This window comes from Arenimonas oryziterrae DSM 21050 = YC6267 (genome assembly GCF_000420545.1).
Taxonomy (GTDB): domain Bacteria; phylum Pseudomonadota; class Gammaproteobacteria; order Xanthomonadales; family Xanthomonadaceae; genus Arenimonas; species Arenimonas oryziterrae.
This window is the reverse complement of record NZ_ATVD01000002.1, coordinates 408,617-427,227: the sequence shown is the minus strand read 5'-3', so window position 1 is coordinate 427,227 and position 18,611 is coordinate 408,617. Positions and strand designations below refer to the sequence as shown.

Genomic DNA, 18,611 nt, shown 5'->3' with positions numbered 1-18,611 from the left:
TTTGACGCGGAAGCGATCGCGACCAAGGTCGCTCCCACATTATTTTTTGGCAGGCGCCAACGTCATCGTGTGCGTCGCCTTGCCCGGCAAGAACGGTGTCGGTTCGCCGCGCACCCAGGCCGCGTGTCCCGCGCCCCAGAACGGCGACAGCGGGTGCCCGCTCTGGCCGCCGGGCATGTGGATGATGCCGTCGGCTTCGTGACCGGGTGACACGACCATGCGTTCGGACGCGCCAAAATCCGGCGACGCGACGCGCGGCATGTTCATGTCGCCTGGCAATGGGTCGGCCGGCATGCACAGCAGCGGTTTCGCGAAACCGGGCAGCGCCCGTGCCAGCGGATGGCAGATGTTCGCGGTGTTGCGTGCACCCCAGGTCTGCCGATCAAGCGGACCGTGTCGGGACAGATCGGCGGTGACGTCGCGCGCGGCGTCGAGCAGCAGCGCATCCCAGCTGTCGTACTTGCGTGGCAGCAGATGCTTCGGCCGCAACGACACCAGCTCCCAGGCGACACCCTCGATCTGCGGCAGATCGGGCATCACGAAATCCGGGCCCAGCTTTACCATCGCCGGCGCCATCAGGCCGTGCCGGATGCGCTCGATCACCGCCAGCCGCCAGGCGCGCGTGATGCGATAGCTCACCGCATCGGCGGAGGCGTGCTCGTCCCAGGCACGCGTCGCGGCCTCGATCTGCTTCCACGCCGGATCGTCCGAGGCCTGCGCCTGCACGCGCATTTGCATCCACCAGCGTTCGAGGAACAGCGTGCGATCGTCCAGCTGGATCGCCATGAGGTCTTTTTCGGTGAAACGGTCCTTCGCGAACAGATCGTCGCGGATCTGGCGTGCGCGGGCGCCGTTCGCGTAGCCGCCGTCGCCGACTAGGGCCAAGGCGGCACCGTCGACCGTGCGCGCATTCGCCGTCCACAGGCGATGGTCGACTGGATCGACGAGGCTCGGATTCTCGGTCGGCGCCAACCAGCCGCTCCAGCGGCAGGGCGCGCTGACCACCTGCGGCGCCGTCGGATCGCATTGGCCGGTTCGCATCGGCATCTGCGCGGTCAGTCGCCAGGCGATGCGACCCTTGCTGTCGCCAATGACCAGATTCTGCGCCGGCATGCCGATGCCATCGGCGATGGCCAAACCGCTGTCGAGATCGCCGGCACGCGCCAACTCCGTCAGACCCAAGTTGAGCGAGCCGGGCAAATGCGCCGTCCAGCGCAAGGCCAGCGCACTGCCGTCCTTCGCGTCTTCGACGATGGGACCCCAGCGGGTTTCGCGCACGACGAAGTCGACCGTCGGCGCATCCTTCACCCGGATCGGTTCATGCGCCGTGCGCAAAACCGCCTGGCCTTCAGGCACGCGGTAGCGCGTCTTGCCCGCATCGGCCCAGTCCACGCGATAGAAGTCCAGCCAGTCGCCGTAGCTGTTGGTGAAACCCCAGGCGACATGCGTATTGCTGCCGACGATGACCGCCGGAATGCCGGGCAGGGTGAAACCGCTGACATCGACCTTGCCGCCGGGTGCTTTCGGATCCGGATACTGCAGGCGTGCGCGGAACCAGATATTCGGCGCGCGCAGACCCAGATGCATGTCGTCGGCGACGATCGCGCGACCGTCCTGGGTCAGCGCGCCGGCGACGGCGAAATTATTGCTGCCCGGTGCGGCCGGCTCGGATTCCGCATGGTCTTTGTCTTCGACCGGGGTCGGCAGCTGGTGCAGGTCCAACGCGCTCGGCAGCGGCAGAGGCACATTGCCATGCGAGGGTCCGATCAACGGGGCATCCCATTCCGTGCCATCGAAAGCCATCAAGCGGTACAGGGCATCGGGCACGACCTGCTTGATCTTCCACAAGGCGAGTTCGCGCGAGTTCGATTCGTCCTGCAGATCGAAGAACATCGCATAGCCGGCCAGCGCGGTGTCCGCCGGTTGCCAGTCGCGCGGCGCGACGCCAATGAGCGTGTAAGGCCAAGGCTGCTGGCGCAGGCCATGCAGGCCCGCGTTGACGCCCTCGGTGTAGGCCTGCAGCACGGGCATCTTGTCGCCGACGACAGCGTCCATGTTTTCCATCACGCGTGCGCGCAGTCGGTGCACGCGGATCGACTTGTCTTTCTCGATAGCGATCGCGCCGAACAGTTCCGACAATTCACCCGCGGCCGAGCGACGCATGAGGTCCATTTCGAAGAATCGTTCCTGGCCATGCACGTAGCCGAGCGCGCGGGCGGCGTCGGTTTCGTTGGCGGCGTCGATGGTGACGACGCCGAGCGCGTCGCGTTCGATGCGCACCGGGGCCGACAGGCCGGGCAGGGACAGCTCGCCGTCGAGGGTCGCCAGGCTGCCGCGGAAGGTCCACCAACCGACGCCGAGCGCGAGCGCGGCCAGCAGCAACAGCAGCAAGGTCAGGCGCAGCAGCAGGCGCGGCAGTCGGGACATGGCGGGCTCCGGAGGGACAGGCGAATCCTAGCGGATTGCCATGGCGCCCCGGTGCCACTTGCGCATCGGGCCGCATTGGGCTTCAATCGGGCCATGCACACCCTTCAGGCCACTGCCGCCCTCGACCTCCGGACCCTCGCGGTCCCGGCCGACGCGTGCCTGAACACCAATAACGCCAATAACAATAACCGGACGCTCAGGCGGGTCGGCGATTAGGCGTACAAGATTCCACAGCCCCAATCCCAACGGCCCGCACTGAAAAGTGCGGGCCGTTTTCTTTTTCATCCCGGAGAAAACGCAATGTGCTCGATTCTTGGAATATTCGCCCTCGGTGCCGACACCGATCTCGCCGCCTTGCGGCCGCAGGCCCTGGCCCAGAGCGCGCGCCAGCGCCATCGTGGCCCGGACTGGAGCGGCGTCTACGTGGACGAGCATGCGCTGCTCGTGCACGAGCGCCTGGCCATCGTCGGCGTCGCCTCGGGCGCGCAGCCGCTGCGTTCGGAGGACGGCGGGCTGGCGCTCGCGGTCAACGGCGAGATCTACAACCATCGCGAATTGCGCCAGGAGCTGCACGCGCGCTATGCGTTCCAGACTGATTCGGACTGCGAGGTCATCAACGCCCTGTATCGCGAGAAAGGCGCGGACTTCCTCGGCGAGCTCAATGGCATCTTCGCGTTCGCGCTGTGGGACGCGGTGGAAAAGCGCTATCTGATCGCGCGCGATCCCCTGGGCGTGTGTCCGCTGTACACCGGCCACGATGCCCAAGGTCGTCTGCATGTCGCCTCGGAGATGAAGGCGCTGGTCGGCGTCTGCGACGATATCGCGGTGTTCCCGCCGGGCCACTATCTCGATAGCCGCGTCGGCACGCCGGTCCGCTACTGGTCGCGCGACTGGCGCGACTACGAGGCAACGCGCGGTGTCGAGGTCGGACCGAAATCGCTGCGCTCGGCGCTGGAGTCGGCCGTGCATCGGCAGCTGATGACCGACGTGCCGTATGGCGTGTTGCTGTCGGGCGGACTGGATTCTTCGCTGGTCGCGGCCTGTGCGGCGCAGTTCGCGCGCCATCGCATCGAGACCGACGATCGCGAGGAAGCCTGGTGGCCGCGCCTGCATTCGTTCGCGATCGGCCTGGAAGGGTCGCCCGATCTGGCCGCCGCGCGGGTCGCGGCCGATTCACTGGGCACAAGCCATCACGAGTTCAAGTTCACCATCCAGGAGGGGCTGGATGCCTTGCCCGACGTCATCCGCCATATCGAAACCTATGACGTCACTTCCATCCGCGCGTCCACGCCGATGTATCTCATGGCGCGACGCATCAAGGCGATGGGAGTGAAGATGGTGCTGTCGGGCGAGGGTGCGGACGAGATCTTCGGCGGCTACCTGTACTTTCACAAGGCGCCGTCCGCGGAAGCCTTCCACGAGGAAACGGTGCGCAAGCTCGACGCGCTGCATCTGTACGACTGCAACCGGGCGAACAAGGCGATGGCTGCCTGGGGCGTGGAAGCGCGGGTGCCCTTCCTGGATCTGGAATTCCTCGACGTAGCGATGTCGATGGACGCCGAGCACAAGCGGGTACGCGCGGGGCGCATCGAAAAGGCCGTGCTGCGCCAGGCCTTCGACGGCGCGCTGCCCGACCGCATCCTGTGGCGGCAAAAAGAACAGTTCAGCGACGGCGTCGGCTACGGTTGGATCGATTCGCTGAAGGCGCATGCGGAGGCCACGATCGACGAGGCCGAGTTGGCCGTCGCGGCCGAGCAGTTCCCGCACAACCCGCCGATGACGAAGGAAGCGCTGATGTATCGCCGATTGTTCGCTGTCGCGTTCCCGAGCGATGCCTGCGCAGCGACCGTTCCGGGCGGCCCGTCGATCGCTTGTTCAACCGCAGCAGCGATCGAGTGGGACGCGGCATTCAAGAACGCTGCCGATCCCTCGGGCCGCGCGGTGGCGGGCGTGCATCTTTCCGCGACGTGAGGTCTTGGCCACCGTTGCTGAGAGTCTCGCTGTCGCACCCGCGCCGCCGGCGCCGACGGGTGCCACCGTGTCGGTTCGGGGGTACCTCCTGTACCCACTCACCGACCGCAGGCCATCCTTGGCCTGCTCACGGTGGCATCCCATCGTCACCGGCGACACTCTGAGATCGCGAGGCGGCGTTGCGAAGATCAAAAGCTCTTCCATCCCGTTTCGAAACCTTCGCAGAGCGCCCCCGACTTACCCGGAATGATGTGAGCAGGCCAGGGATGGCCTGCGACGGTTCGTGAAGGGCAGGACGCCCGACCCGAACCGGCACCGTCATTCCGGGTGGGTCGGGGGCGCGGGGGCGGAAACGAGATTTCCTGCTCGGCAGAGAATTGGCTACGTCGCTTCGACGGAATCCACGCGCTGGAAGCCGCGGGGCAGGGCGTTGCCGCGTGAGGCGCGGGCGCCTTCGTAGGCTTGCAGGTCGCGCCAGCCAAGCACCAGCTTGCGCTGGCCGCAATACAGCGTCAGCTCGCCGCCCTGACGCACGCTCGCGACCGCGATGACTTTTTCCTCGCCCGATTTCAGCTTCGCCGGCGGAATCTGGATTAGCTTGTTGCCCTTGCCCTTGTCGAGTTCCGGCAGCTCGGTGATCGGGAACGCCAGCAGATGGCCGCTGTTGGTGATCGACACGATCCAGTCCGTCTGCGCATCGGTCACCAGCGCCGGCGCCAGGATGTCCGCGGCGTCGTCGGCGTTGATCAGCTGCTTGCCGGCCTTGTTGCGGCCGGTGAAGTTTTCAAAGCGCGTGACGAAGCCATAGCCCCAGCTCGACGACACCAGGAAGCGCGTGTCGTTCTCGCCGACCGCCAGCCCCGTGAACTGCGCGCCGGCCGGCGGCGAGAACCGTCCCGACAGCGGCTCGCCATTGCCACGCGCCGACGGCAGCGTATGCGCCAGGCTGGAATAACTGCGGCCGCTCGAATCGAGAAAGGCGACCTGTTGCGTGCTGCGGCCACGCACGGCCTGCAGCAGCTTGTCGCCGTCGCGATAGCTGAGCGACGCGGCATCGACCTCGTGACCCTTCGCCGCGCGGATCCAGCCTTTCGCCGAGAGCACCACCGTGACCGGTTCGCTGGGCACCAGCTCGTTCTCGCTGATCGCCTGAGCCGCACCGCGTTGCACCAGCGGCGAACGGCGCGCATCGCCGAACTTCTTGGCGTCGGCCAGCAGCTCGTCCTTGACCTGCTTCTTGAGCTTGGCGTTCGAGGCGAGGATCGCCGCGATCTTGTCGCGTTCCTTGGCGAGCTCGTCCTGTTCGCCGCGGATCTTCATCTCTTCCAGGCGCGCCAGCTGCTTGAGCTTGGTCTCGAGGATGTACTCGGCCTGGTCTTCGGACAGTCCGAAACGCGCCATCAATGCCGGCTTGGGCTCGTCTTCGCTGCGGATGATGCGGATGACTTCGTCGAGATTGAGGAAGGCGACCAGCAAGCCATCGAGCAGGTGCAGACGGCGTTCGACTTTCTCGAGGCGGTGCTTGAGGCGCTTGCGCACGGTCTCGGTGCGGAACACCAGCCACTCGGTCAGCATCGTCTTGAGGTTCTTGACCTGCGGACGACCGTCGAGACCGATGATGTTGAAATTGACACGGAAACTCTTTTCCAGGTCGGTCGTCGCGAACAGATGCCCCATGAGGGCTTCGACGTCGACACGGTTCGAACGCGGCACCAGCACCAGGCGCACCGGGTTCTCGTGATCGGATTCGTCGCGCAGGTCTTCGAGCCAGGGCAGTTTCTTGGCGCGCATCTGCTGCGCGATCTGCTCCATGATTTTCGACGGCGACACCTGGTAGGGCAGCGCGGTCAGCACGATGTTGTTGTGTTCGCGCAGGTAGGTCGCGCGCGCACGCACGCTGCCGCCGCCGGTCTCGTAGATCGCCGCGAGGTCAGCCGCAGGCGTGATGATTTCCGCACTGGTTGGATAGTCCGGGCCGCGCACGTGTTCGCACAGGTCGCGCACGCTCGCGTCGGGGTCGTCGAGCAGGCGCACGCAGGCGCTGACGACTTCGTTGAGATTGTGCGGCGGCACGTCGGTCGCCATGCCGACCGCGATGCCGGTCGTGCCATTGAGCAGCAGATGCGGTAGGCGCGCCGGCAGCCAGCTCGGCTCTTCCAGCGTGCCGTCGAAGTTGGGGCTCCAGTCGACCGTGCCCTGGGTCAGTTCGCCGAGCAGGACTTCGGCGATCGGCGTGAGCTTGGATTCGGTGTAGCGCATCGCGGCGAACGATTTCGGATCGTCGGTCGAACCAAAATTGCCCTGGCCCTCGATCAGCGGATAGCGGTACGAAAACGGCTGTGCCATGAGCACCAACGCTTCGTAGCAGGCGCTGTCGCCATGCGGGTGGAACTTGCCGATGACATCGCCGACGGTGCGGGCGGATTTCTTCGGTTTCGCCGTCGCACCCAGGCCCAGCTCGCTCATCGCGTAGATGATGCGGCGTTGCACCGGCTTGAGGCCGTCGCCGAGGAAAGGCAGGGCGCGGTCGAGCACGACGTACATCGAGTAGTCGAGATACGCGCGTTCGGCGTATTCGCGCAGCGGAATCTGTTCAAAGCCGTGGAAGCTGGGGCGTGCAGGTTCGGTCATGGGGTCCGTGGGGGTTGGCGGGTCCGGCGCGCGGGCGCGGGATCAGGCGTCGTTGGGGGTGGCAGCCAGGCTGCGCAAGGGGAATTCGCTACTCGGCGGTGTGGCCAGTCCGGCATCGGCGAGACGGACGCAATTGCGCCCGGCGCGTTTGGCCGCATACAGCGCGGTGTCGGCGTGGGTGAACAGCGTGGCGAGATCGTAGCCCTGCTCGGGGTCGGCGATCGCGATGCCAACACTGATGCTGATGTCGTGCAGCGATTCATGGCCGTCGACGGCGTGTTTGCGCACCGAGGCGCGAATCTTTTCGGCGAGCAAAGGCGCGGTGGCGGCGTCGCCATCCATGCAGGCGATCAGGAATTCGTCGCCGCCGAAACGGCCGAACAGATCCTGGCTGTCGAGATTCTCGCGCACCACGCCCGCGACCATTTTCAGCGCGATATCGCCGGCGAGATGGCCGTAGGTGTCGTTGACCGATTTGAAATGATCGAGATCGAACAGGAAGAACGCGACCGGTTTGCCGTAGTGCTGCGCGTGATGCAGCAGTTCGGACAAATCGTTGGCGAAAGCCTGGCGGGTCAGGGCGCCGGTGAGCGCGTCCTGCGTCGCGGTCTGGCGCAGGTGTTCGGCCTGCTGCTGCAAGGTCTGGTGCGCATTGCGCAGATGTTTCTGGTGGCGGGCGAGGCGTTCGGTTTCATTGCGCAGGTCGTCGGCCTTGCGCTGGCTGCGCAGCCAGGCCCAGATCAGCAGCAGGCACACGGGCAACAACAACCACAACCAGCGTGCCTGGCTCGGCGCCGCGGCGGGTTGCTCGGCACCGTCGACGCCGTTCGTCGGTGGCGCGACCACAGCGGGTGCGCCCGTCGCTGGCGTGGCTGTCGCGTCACCCGATGCTTCCGGGCGCGGCGCGATCTGGCGTTCGATGCGTTCGCGGAATTGTTCGGCACGTTTGTTCCAGGTGTCCGCCATGCCGGCGTCGTCCTGGGCCAAATAGGCCTTGGCCATCAGCAGGGCCGCCTCGCGACCTTGGCGATCGTCGTTGTAGCGGCTCGACAGCGTGACGGCTTCTTCCAGCAAGGGCAGGGCGCGGCTTGCCTGCCCGGCCTGCAACTGTGCATCGGCCAGGCGGATCAGCGCGGCGCTGATGTCGGCCGTGTTGTTGCTGCGGCGGGCATCGGCGAGCTTGTTTTCCAGATCCGCGACGCTGCCCGCGACCACGGGCGAAGCGTCCGGCGCGGCCGGTTCGACGGCAACGGGCGCCGGCGGGGTGATCTGTGCGGGCGGAGTCTGTTCGGGAGGTGGAGCCGTATTCCAACCGCCCGGCGGTGGGGGCGGCGGCGGGCGACCAGATTCGACTGGGCTGCCTGGCGGCGGCGGGGGCGGGCGATCGAGTTGCCGCTGGGCCGCCCAGGCCGTATTCGCGGCCAGCAGCAGCACCAGCACTACTGCCCATGACCAGGCGGCGAACGTGGACGGCTGAATCGGCGGGCGGGCATCGGTCATACGGCGGGTCCGGGGGAGTGGGCGACGGCCGGATGTCGGTGCGCCGGCCGGACCGATTCTAGCGTCTTTGCGGCCTTTCCAGACCGCCAGAACACGCGTTTTGACGAGCCTCACGTCGCTTGCGTCGCACTCTGTCGCTGCCGGCCGGAGCGGCTGCCTTCTTGGGCTAGACTGCAGGCCACGCGCACGTACGGAAAAGAACGAATGAGCTGGATCGCAATTCTCGTGGTGATCGTCGGCATCTATCTCGCGATCAAGGTCGTCGGCTTCATGTTCAAGCTGGCGATGTGGGCGCTGGTGATCGGCGGCCTGTACTGGCTGGCCGCGCCCTATCTGGGCCTGCCCTTGCCGGTGTGATCAGGTCGGCGCGGCTTCGCTCGCCTGCTGCTGCAGGCGCCACATCGCCGCGTAATGTCCGTTGCGGGCGATCAGCGCAGCGTGGTTGCCGCGTTCGACGATATTGCCCGCGTCCATGACCAGGATTTCATCGGCGTCCATGACCGTCGACAGACGGTGTGCGATGACCAGGGTCGTGCGACCGATCGCGATGCGGTCGAGCTCGGCCTGGATCGCTTTTTCGCTCGCCGAGTCCAGCGCCGATGTCGCTTCGTCGAAAATCAGGATCGCCGGATTCTTCAGCAGGGCCCGCGCGATCGCCACGCGCTGTTTCTCGCCGCCGGACAATTTCAGCCCGCGTTCGCCGACTTCGCTGTCGTAGCCGTCGGGCAGGGATTCGATGAACCGGTGGATATGCGCGGCGCGCGCCGCGTCCTCGACTTCCTCGTCGCTCGCCGATGGGCGGCCGTAGCGGATGTTGTAGCGGATGCTGTCGTTGAACAGCACCGTGTCCTGCGGAACGATGCCGATCGCGCCGCGTACGGAGTCCTGCGTCAGCGCGCGCAGGTCCTGACCGTCGATGGTGATCGCGCCGCTGTCCACGTCGTAGAAGCGGTAGAGCAGGCGCGCGAGCGTCGACTTGCCGCTGCCGGAATGACCGACCACGGCCACCGTATGACCCGGCGGCACTTCAAAGCGGATGCCGTGCAGGATTTCCCGGCGCGTGTCGTAGCTGAAGCGAACGTCTTCGAAGGCCAGGCGCGGCTGCGTGGTCTGCAGAGCACGGGCTTCGGCCTTGTCGCGCACTTCCTGCTGTTCGTCGAGCAGACCCCACAGGCGTTCGATATTGGTCAGCGCCTGTTTGACCTCGCGGTACATCATGCCCAGGTAATTCAGCGGCATCGCCATCTGCAGCAGGTAGGCGTTGACCAGCACCAGGTCGCCGACGCTGAGCTTGCCGACGACGACGCCATGCGCGGCTTTCCACATCAGCGCCGTCACGCCGATTGCGACGATCGCGCTCTGGCCGACGTTGAGCACGGCGAGCGTCTTGTAGCTCTTGACGTTCGCTTCCTCCATCTGCTGCAGGCTCGTGTCGTAGCGGGCGGCCTCGTGGTTTTCGTTGTTGAAGTACTTCACCGTCTCGTAGTTGAGCAGCGAGTCGACCGCACTCGCGCTCGCGCGCGTGTCGGCTTCAACCGAAGCGCGATAGAACTTGGTGCGCCACTCGGTCACCGCGACCGTCCACGCGATGTAGGCGATCAGCACGACCAGGGTGATCAGGGCGAAATAGATGTCGTACAGGAACACCAGCACCGCCGTGACCAGGGTCACTTCGATGAGCGTTGGAATGATCGTGTATAGCGTCCAGTCGAGCAGATCGGAAATCGCCGAGCCGCCGCGTTCGACATCGCGGGTGACGCCGCCGGTGCGCCGGTTGAGATGGAAACGCAGCGACAGCGAATGCAGATGCCGGAAGACCGACAGCATCACCATGCGCGAGCTGCGTGCCATCACGCGCGCGAACACGATCTGGCGCATTTCGGTGAACACGCGCTCGGACAGGCGCGCCGCGCCGTAGGCGAGCAGCAGGGCGACCGGGATCAGGGCCGGCGTCGGGGTGATGCCCAGCGTGTCGATGAGCCGCTTGAGCACCATCGGCACGGCCAGACCCGCGACTTTCGCGAACAGCAGGCAAGCCATCGCGATGGCGATGCGGCCGCTGTAGGGCTTGAGGAACGGGGCCAGTCGCGACAGGATCAGCGAGGTGGGCTTGTCGCCTTCGGGACGGGCGATCGACAGGTCGGGGACGGGCGTGCTCATCGCGTCAGTATGGGGCGGTTTCGCGCCGGGACAAGCCGGGGCGCCGGGCGCTGGGCGGGGCCGCTGCTAGAATGACGGCATGATTTCCCATCTGCGCATCTCCAAGGCTCGTCTGGCCTTCATTCTCGGCGCGCTGGCAATGCTGGGCCCGTTCTCGATCGACACGATCTTCCCCGCGTTCGCGGTGATGCAGGGCGCGCTGCAGGTCGACAAGGTCGCCATGCAGCAGACGATCAGCATGTACCTGCTCGGTTATGCGGGCATGTCCCTGTTCCACGGCCCGCTGTCGGACGCGCTCGGGCGCAAGCCGGTGATCCTGACCGGCATCCTGATTTTCACCTTCGCGTCCGTCGGTTGCGCGCTGTCGACGACGATGCCGCAGATCCTGTTCTTCCGCGTGCTGCAGGGCCTGTCGGCGGGCGTGGGCCTGATCGTGGGCCGCGCGATCGTGCGCGATGCCCTCGACGGCCACGATGCCCAGCGCCTGATGAGCAATATCTCGATGATCTTCGGCGTCGCGCCGGCGATCGCGCCGATCATCGGCGGCTGGATCCTGGGCTGGAGCAACTGGCAGGCGATCTTCTGGTTCTTGTCGGGGTTCAGCGCCTTGCTGCTGCTGGTCAGCGCGCTGGCGCTGCCGGAAAGCCATCCGGTGGAGAAGCGCCTGCCGATGAACGTGAAGTTTCTCGCGAACGGCTATCGCGAGATCATCGGCAACCGGAAATTCCGCCTGCTCGCCTATGCCGGCACGGCAAATTTCGGTGCGCTGTTCCTGTACATCACTTCGGCGCCGGCCTTCGTGCTGGACCTGCTCAAGCTCAACGAGCAGCAGTTCGGCTATTTCTTCGTGCCGACGATCGCGGGCATGGTCATCGGCGCGTTCTTCAGCGGTCGCGCCGCCGGCAAGATCAGCGGCGTGCGTCTGGCCAATATCGGCTTCGCGTTCTGCGGGCTTTCGGCACTGTTCAACATCGTCTACAGCGGGCTGTCGCCGACCCTGCATCTGCCTTGGGCCGTGCTGCCCACGGTGCTGAGCGCGTTCGGCATCGCGCTGGTATTTCCGATCCTGACCATCGCCATTCTCGACATGTATCCGAACCAGCGCGGCGGTGCTTCGTCGATGCAGGCCTTCGTCGGCCTGTTGTCGAATGCGCTGATCGCCGGCGTGCTCTCGCCGATGCTCAGCGACAGCGGACTGCATCTGGCGCTGGGTTCGGCAGTGTTCACCGCGGTTGCTTACGGCATGTGGCGCTGGTACCTGGCGCACACCGACAAGGCGCAGCTGCCGGAAGCCAGCCAGGACGCAGCGAGCCTGGAACCGACCGACGAGATGTGATGTGCGCCGAGCAGTCTGCAGACTGCCCGAGGCTCAGCTTCCGCTACGCCGCTGCCACAGATAGATCGGCAACCCGGCAAGCAACAGTCCCGCGCCCCAGATCAAAGACTCGGTGCCGGTGCCGATCAGGGCCCAGAGGCTGTAGATCAGCGCGCCGGCGGCGATCAACTTTCGGCCGAGGCCGGCGTCCGAGTTCATCTTCAGCCACGCGGCGGCACTGACCGCATACGGCAGCAGCGCCGCGGCGGTCGAAAGCAGGATCGAAAACGCGAACAGTTTCACCAGCGAAGCGTTGTAGTTGGCGATGACCAGGGCGGTCGCGAGCGAGGTGCTCAGCAGCAGGCCGATCCAGGGCGTGCCGCGCGCATCTTCCTTCGCGAAGAACGGCGGGAACACGCCGTCGCGCGCGGCGGCCAGCGGTACCTGCGCCTGCAGCAGCACCCAGCCGTTGAGCGCGCCGAAGCAGGAAATCGTCGCAACCACGCCGATGCCGACACCGGCCCACGGACCCCAGAGCCGGCTCGCCGCATCGGCCATCGGTGCGGCCGAGTGCTGCAAGACGTCCGCCGGTAGCAGACCGAGCACGACCGTGCAGGCGAGCATCGTCGCGAGCCCGGCGATCAGCATGCCGATCACCGTCGCACGCGGCACCGTGCGCTCGGGATCGCGGATCGCGCCTGCGGGAATCGTCGCCGCTTCCAGTCCCAGAAATGCCCACAAGGTCAGCGCGGCGACCGCCGTGGTCACGCTCATCAGCGGCTGTGCGCTCGGATTGAAGGGGTGATACGAACTCGACTGCACATAGCCCAGCCCGAGCAGGCCGAACAGCACCAGCGGCACGAGCTTGAGCAAGGTCGTCACCAGTTGCAGGCGACCGGCTTCGCGGATGCCGGCGAGATTGACGCCAGTGCAGATCCACAACGCGACCAGGGCGCAGACGGCGCCGCGCATCGGCGTCGCTGTCGCCGCCGGCCACACCGCGCCGAGGCTGCCGGCGAACGCGACCGAGAGCGCGGCATTGCCGCACCACATGCAGATCCAGTAGCTCCAGGCGACGAGGAAACCGGTTTGTTCGCCAAACGCCTGGCGCGCATAGGCATAGGCGCCGCCGTCGGCGGGAATGACGCGGGCGAGCCAGGAATACACCAGCGCCAGCAACAGCGCGCCGATCAGGGTTAGCCCCCAGCCGAGCAAACTCGCCGCGCCGAAGGGCGCCAGAGTGGCCGGCAGCAGGAACACGCCCGATCCGATCATGCTGCCGACGACGAGGGCGATCGCCGTCCACAGGCCCAGAGGCCGCGCGGTACTCATTCGCCGGCCGCCGCGTCGCGATACGCGCGGCGAAGAAGCTCGTGATAGTGATGCAGGGCATTTTCGCGCAGCGGATTCAGGCGACCGGCCTCGTAGGACCCCGAGGCCAGACCGCGCTGCACGTGTTCGCAGATGCCGATGTCCTCGTCCTGCACCTGATGCGCGAAATCATGGTCGGCGACACGGCGCGCCAAGGCTTCGGGACTGCTGTCGTCGGTGTAGTAGTAATCGAATTCGACGCGGCAGCGGTCCACGCCCAGCGGCACGACGCGATTGGCCTGCAGCCGGCCGGGCAGGAGGTTGAGCATCGCGTTGGGATAGATGAAGTAGTACAGCGCATCGCCGCTGCCGTACAGCGCATCGTCGCTCGACAGCGGGCTGTACTGGTAGGAGAACCAGTCGCCGGCCTCGGTGACGTACTGCCGGTAGTCGAGCAGGCTGTTCAAGCCCGGATGGATATGCGGGACGTGATAGCCCTCGAGGTAGTTGTCGCAATACACCTTCCAGTTGCAGGCGACCTCGTAGCTGAAGCGTTGGTGGAAAACATAGTTCTGCGGCGACAGCGAACGCAGCGGGCCGTCCATGCCGTGCACGAACTCCGCGAACGGCGGCGCCCCTTCGGCGCCGACGAAGACCAGGCCATGCCAGGTGTCGACGCGCAGTTCCGGCAGGCGGATCGACGACGGTTCGAAATCCTCGGTCTGGCCCATTTCTGGCGCGCTGCGCAACACGCCGTCCAGCGTGTAGGTCCAGCCGTGATATTTGCAGCGCAAGGCTTTCGCGCCCTTGCCGTCGCACAGGGCCAGCGGACCGGCGCGATGGCGGCAGACGTTGTGGTAGGCGCGCAGGCGACCTTCGGTATCGCGGATGACGACGATCGGCAGGCCGGCGATTTCGCCGACGATGTGATCGCCGGCGTCGCGCAGCTGCGATTCGTGGCTGACCAGCTGCCAGCTGTGCGCGAACACCGCGCGCACGTCGAGCGCCGGCATGCCGGCATCGGTGTAATAGCGGGCGGGCAGGGCGAGCGCGTGGCTCAGCGGCTGCGGAACCAGGGTTTTGGGATTGAGTAGTTGGGTCATGGCGGCGGACCGGCGGGGCGATGCCGGAGTATTGCGCGCCGGCGGACCGGCGGGAAGTGCGCCGTCAGTCCACCCGGGGATCGAGGGTGTAGACGCGGAAATCCAGGTCGTGACGGTAGCCCAGTCGCTCGTACAGGCGCTGTGCGGACAGGTTGTCGTGGGCGGTCTGCAGGAAGATTTCGGCCGCGCCGTCGGCCCGTGCGAGATCGCGCGCTGCCTGCATCAAGGCTTCCGCCACACCCTGTCCACGCGCGGCGGGCGCGACGTAGAGATCGTTGAGGATCCAGCTCGGCGCGAGCGACAGGCTCGCGAACGCCGGATACAACTGTACGAAGCCGAGCGCATGCTCGCCGTCGCGCGCGAGAAAGATCGTGGATTCACCACGTTCCAGACGCGCCTGCAGGAACGCTCGCACCGCCGCGTCGTCCGCCGACTTGCCGTAGAAGCGCAAATAGCCCTGGAACAGCGGGCAGAGTGCGTCGAGCATCGACGGGTCGGCGGATTCGATGCGCAGGTCGGTCATGGCGGCGAAGTCTTCGGCGGTGAGAACGCGATCATCGCAGCAAAGAAAAGGGCCGGCATGTGCCGGCCCTCTCCGAAACCTCCGCGGACTCAAACGCCCTTCGGCGGTTCCCAGCCACAGGTCTTGCCCTTGTTCTGCGTTTCCAGCCAGCTCTTGAGCGGCGCGAAATATTCCAGCACGGCCGAGCCGTCGAGCTGCTCGCTGCCGGTGAGTTCCTTCATCGTCTGCTGCCACGGCTGGCTCGCGCCCTTGGCGAGCATCGCCGAGTAGCGCTGACCGGCTTCCGGGCTCTTGAAGAAGCTGCACTGGTACAGCGGACCCTTGAAGCCCGAGGCATCGCACAGCGACTTGTAGAACTGGAACTGCAGGATGTGCGAAAGGAAATAACGCGTGTACGGCGTGTTGCCCGGCACGTGATACTTCGCACCCGGGTCGAAGAAGTTCTCGCCGCGCGCCGTCGCCGGTGCCACGCCCTGGTACTTGGCCTTCAGGTCCCACCAAGCCTGGTTGTAGTTTTCGGGTTTGATCGAGCCATCGAAAACGCCCCAGCGCCAGCGATCGATCATCAGGCCGAACGGCAGGAACGAGACCTTGGCCAGCGCCATGCGCATCTGGTCGTTGATCACGGCTTCGTTGCTGACGGTGGGCTTGTCGACCAGGCCGAGCGAATTGAGATATTCGGGTGTCATCGACAGCACGATGGTGTCGCCGATGGCTTCGTGGAAGCCGTCGTTCGCGCCGTTCTGGAACAGCGCCGGCGACTTCTGGTAGGCCAGGTAGTAATAGACGTGGCCGAGCTCGTGATAGATCGTGGTGTAGGAATCTTCGTCGGGCTTGATGCACATCTTGATGCGCACATCGCCGTCCATGGTCATCGGCCAGGCGCTGGCATGGCAGACCACGTCGCGATCGCGCGGCTGGATAAACTGCGCCTTGTCCCAGAACGAGTCGGGCAGCTTGGGCATGCCGAGGCTGACGTAGAAACTTTCTGCCTCGCGCACCATCGCCTTGGCCTGGGCCAGGTCGGCAGCGCGGCCGATTTCGATGCTGTCGTTGGCGGACGGATCATGGCCGTTGGCCTTGATGAATTCCGCGACCAGCGCGACGTACTTCTCATTGCGCTGCTTCTGCAGGGCGGCGGTAATGTCGAGCTTGGCCACGCCGTCGTACGGCTGCAGCAGTGGCCACAGGTTGCTCCAGTCCTGCTGCCACAGGTTGCCGGTCAGATGCGCGGGAATCATGCCGCGGACTTCGCCCTGTTCGCCGTATTTCTCGACGAGCTTGTTCTTGGTGTAGCACTGCAGCTGGTCGTACAGCGGCTTGACCTGGCCCCAGAGGCGATCGGTCTCGGCCTGGAAGTCCGCCGGCTTCATGTCGTAGCCGCTGCGCCACAGCTCGCCGGTGTTGGCGAAGCCCTGGTCGCGCGCGCCTTCGTTGCTCAGCTCGACGAAGCGCCGGTAGTCCTGGCGCATCGGCACCGAAATCGTGTGCCAGCCTTCCCAGGCCCGCAGTTGCTCGTCGTAGGACTTGTGCGCGGTGTCGGCGAGCACGTCTTCGATCTGGCCGATGTCCTGGCAGGTCGCGGGATTGTTCGCGTCGGGACAGAACTTGCCGGCGCCGTATTCGCCGTTGAGCTTGGTGCCGAGCTGGGTGAGTTCAGCGAGGTGCTCGGCATTCTTCGGCGGCGGCACGGTGATGCCCAGGCGCAGCAGTTGCAGCGAGCGCGCCGTGTCAGGCGACAGCTGCTGGCCGTCGAATCGCTTGGCTTCCTCGACGTATTCGCCGAGCTTCACCAGCGCGCGTTCATTCGCCTTCGAGGCGAGGACCTGCGAGTCGTCGTTGATGTAGGTTTCCGAAAGCCACTGAGCCGCCGTGCTCTCGATGTAGTCGGCGCGCATCTCTTTGTTGACGCGCGCGACGAACTGGTCGGCGGTTTCGTTGGCGTGATCGGAGCCGGTCGTGGCGGTGCCACCGCCGGACTGGTTGCAGCCGGCGACGGCGATGAGGCTGGCGGCGACGGCGAGCGCGAGCAGGGCGCGTTGGGGTTTCACGAGGCGGGCTCCGGAGCGGGTCAGGGAGCCCGAAGGCTAGTCCCCGCGGCCTACAGCGCGCAAGTGAGAGGCAGCAGTCCGCGCGATTCGAGAAACGCCCGCGCGTCTTCGGCGTCGTGTTCGAACCAGGCACGGGCCGAACCCAGACGGAAGGTGTAGCCCCAGGCATCCATGTCGGCCATGAGGCGTTCGCGGCCGACCCCGGGCAGACGGTCGGCGAGCAGGATTTGCAGATAGCAGGTCGCGTCTTCCTCGGCGACCGAATCGGTTGCGTCGGTGTGCACGTGGGCGCGGCGTTCGGCCGGCATGACGATCAGGTGTCCGGCCTCGTGCAGCAGCGAGTGCACGGGCGTGTCGGCGCGTGCGAACACGTCGGTACCGATCAGGCCGGCTTCGACCTCGCCCCAGAAGCTGCCGGGAATCGCTTCGCCGGCAGGAATCTCGATCAGGGACAGACCGTAGCCCGCGAGCAGGGCGCGCGGGGCATCGAATCCGGTGTCGGCGAGCGTGAGGATCAACCCGCGGCCGCGGTGCCTTTTTCCGGCAAGGTCACCGAGATATCGAGCAGCTCGTGTTCGCCATCCTTGTGCAGGTCGACCTTGACGGCTTCGATATCGACGTTGATGTACTTCTTGATCACTTCCAGCAGTTCGCGCTGCAGCATCGGCAGATAATCCGGCGCACCGCGTTCGCGGCGACCCTGCTCGATGATGATGCGCAAACGATCCTTGGCGACGTTGGCGGTGTTCTTGCTGCGCTGACTCAGGAAATCGAAGATGCCCATGGCTCAGCCCCCGAACATCTTGGAGAAGAAACCCTTCTTCTCGACAGTGACGAAGCGCAGGGGCTTGTCCTCGCCGAGGATGCGGGCGACCGCGTCGACGTAGGCCATGCCGGCGTTGGAGGCGTCGTCGAGGATCACCGGCACGCCGGAGTTCGACGACTGCAGCACTTCGGGCGATTCGGGAATCACGCCGATGACCTTCAGGCCGAGGATTTCCTCGACGTCGGCGATCGAGAGCATGTCGCCCTTCTCGACGCGCTCGGGGCTGTAGCGGGTCAGAAGCAGATGTTCCTTGACGCGCTCGCCGTTCTCGGCGCGCTTGGTCTTGGAGGCGAGCAGGCCGAGGATGCGGTCGGAGTCGCGCACCGAGGACACTTCCGGATTGACCACGACGACGGCGCGGTCGGCGAAATACATCGCCAGGAAGGCGCCTTTCTCGATGCCGGCCGGGGAGTCGCAGACAATGAAGTCGAAACCGTCGTCGGCGAGGTCCTTGAGCACTTTCTCGACGCCTTCGGTGGTCAGCGCGTCTTTGTCGCGCGTCTGCGAAGCGGCGAGCACGTAGAGATTCTCGAAGCGCTTGTCCTTGATCAGGGCCTGCTTGATCGAGGCCTCGCCGTGCACGACGTTGACGAAGTCGTACACCACGCGGCGCTCGCAGCCCATGATCAAATCGAGATTGCGCAGGCCGACGTCGAAGTCGATGACGGCGGTTTTCTTGCCGGCTTTCGCCAGGCCGCATGCGAGGCTGGCGCTGGTGGTGGTCTTGCCGACGCCGCCCTTGCCCGAGGTCACTACGATGATTTCAGCCAATGTTGTTCTCCGTTCCTGTCGT

Annotated in this window: 14 protein-coding genes; 3 read left to right on the top strand and 11 right to left on the bottom strand. The window is 65.8% G+C overall.

Annotated elements, in window-relative coordinates:
• Positions 1-39: 39 nt before the first annotated feature.
• Positions 40-2,427 carry a penicillin acylase family protein gene (locus tag G467_RS0106720; protein WP_022968968.1) on the bottom strand — a complete coding sequence of 796 codons (2,388 nt, stop codon included), beginning with the start codon at positions 2,425-2,427 and terminating at the stop codon, positions 40-42.
• A 300-nt stretch (positions 2,428-2,727) separates the two neighbouring features.
• Here G467_RS0106720 and asnB point away from each other — a divergent pair, with 300 nt between their 5' ends.
• Positions 2,728-4,398 (top strand): asparagine synthase B, encoded by a 1,671-nt coding sequence (gene asnB / locus G467_RS0106710; protein ID WP_022968966.1) that lies wholly within the window; start codon positions 2,728-2,730, stop codon positions 4,396-4,398.
• Positions 4,399-4,779: 381 nt separating this feature from the next.
• Here the strand turns inward: asnB and parC are convergent, their stop codons facing one another.
• Together parC and G467_RS17405 are read right to left on the bottom strand one after the other, a co-directional pair.
• A complete protein-coding gene (gene parC / locus G467_RS0106705) occupies positions 4,780-7,029 on the bottom strand; it encodes a DNA topoisomerase IV subunit A (RefSeq protein ID WP_022968965.1) in 2,250 nt (749 codons plus the stop codon).
• Between the two features lie 42 nt (positions 7,030-7,071).
• A complete protein-coding gene (locus G467_RS17405) occupies positions 7,072-8,529 on the bottom strand; it encodes a GGDEF domain-containing protein (RefSeq protein ID WP_081644592.1) in 1,458 nt (485 codons plus the stop codon).
• Positions 8,530-8,733: 204 nt separating this feature from the next.
• Between G467_RS17405 and G467_RS18025 the strand changes: the two genes are divergently transcribed.
• Complete coding sequence (locus G467_RS18025; RefSeq protein WP_022968963.1) at positions 8,734-8,886, top strand: hypothetical protein; 153 nt, start codon at positions 8,734-8,736, stop codon at positions 8,884-8,886.
• Here G467_RS18025 and G467_RS15740 read toward each other — a convergent pair whose 3' ends face one another.
• Positions 8,887-10,689, bottom strand: coding sequence for an ABCB family ABC transporter ATP-binding protein/permease (locus tag G467_RS15740; protein ID WP_022968962.1), 1,803 nt, complete (start codon positions 10,687-10,689; stop codon positions 8,887-8,889).
• 79 nt (positions 10,690-10,768) lie between these two features.
• Here G467_RS15740 and G467_RS0106685 point away from each other — a divergent pair, with 79 nt between their 5' ends.
• Entirely contained in the window at positions 10,769-12,025 is a 1,257-nt protein-coding gene (locus tag G467_RS0106685; protein WP_022968961.1) for a multidrug effflux MFS transporter, read from the top strand.
• A gap of 33 nt (positions 12,026-12,058) precedes the next feature.
• On the opposite strand, the gene G467_RS0106680 is transcribed toward G467_RS0106685, so the two are convergent.
• From G467_RS0106680 to minD, 7 genes are all read right to left on the bottom strand, one after another.
• Positions 12,059-13,336, bottom strand: a complete 1,278-nt coding sequence (locus G467_RS0106680) for an amino acid permease (protein ID WP_022968960.1) — start codon at positions 13,334-13,336, stop codon at positions 12,059-12,061.
• Positions 13,333-14,418 carry an aromatic ring-hydroxylating oxygenase subunit alpha gene (locus tag G467_RS0106675; RefSeq protein WP_022968959.1) on the bottom strand — a complete coding sequence of 362 codons (1,086 nt, stop codon included), beginning with the start codon at positions 14,416-14,418 and terminating at the stop codon, positions 13,333-13,335. The genes G467_RS0106680 and G467_RS0106675 overlap by 4 nt, the downstream gene beginning before the upstream one ends.
• A 64-nt stretch (positions 14,419-14,482) precedes the next feature.
• Positions 14,483-14,941 carry a GNAT family N-acetyltransferase gene (locus G467_RS15735; protein WP_022968958.1) on the bottom strand — a complete coding sequence of 153 codons (459 nt, stop codon included), beginning with the start codon at positions 14,939-14,941 and terminating at the stop codon, positions 14,483-14,485.
• Positions 14,942-15,030: 89 nt separating this feature from the next.
• Positions 15,031-16,992 carry a M2 family metallopeptidase gene (locus G467_RS0106665; protein WP_022968957.1) on the bottom strand — a complete coding sequence of 654 codons (1,962 nt, stop codon included), beginning with the start codon at positions 16,990-16,992 and terminating at the stop codon, positions 15,031-15,033.
• A gap of 50 nt (positions 16,993-17,042) precedes the next feature.
• On the bottom strand, positions 17,043-17,507 hold the full coding sequence (locus G467_RS0106660; protein ID WP_026802439.1) for a hypothetical protein: 465 nt from the start codon (positions 17,505-17,507) through the stop codon (positions 17,043-17,045).
• A complete protein-coding gene (minE, locus tag G467_RS0106655; protein WP_022968955.1) occupies positions 17,507-17,776 on the bottom strand; it encodes a cell division topological specificity factor MinE in 270 nt (89 codons plus the stop codon). Before minE ends, G467_RS0106660 begins: the two co-directional genes overlap by 1 nt.
• 3 nt (positions 17,777-17,779) lie before the next feature.
• On the bottom strand, positions 17,780-18,589 hold the full coding sequence (minD, locus tag G467_RS0106650; protein WP_022968954.1) for a septum site-determining protein MinD: 810 nt from the start codon (positions 18,587-18,589) through the stop codon (positions 17,780-17,782).
• Between the last annotated feature and the right edge of the window lie 22 nt (positions 18,590-18,611).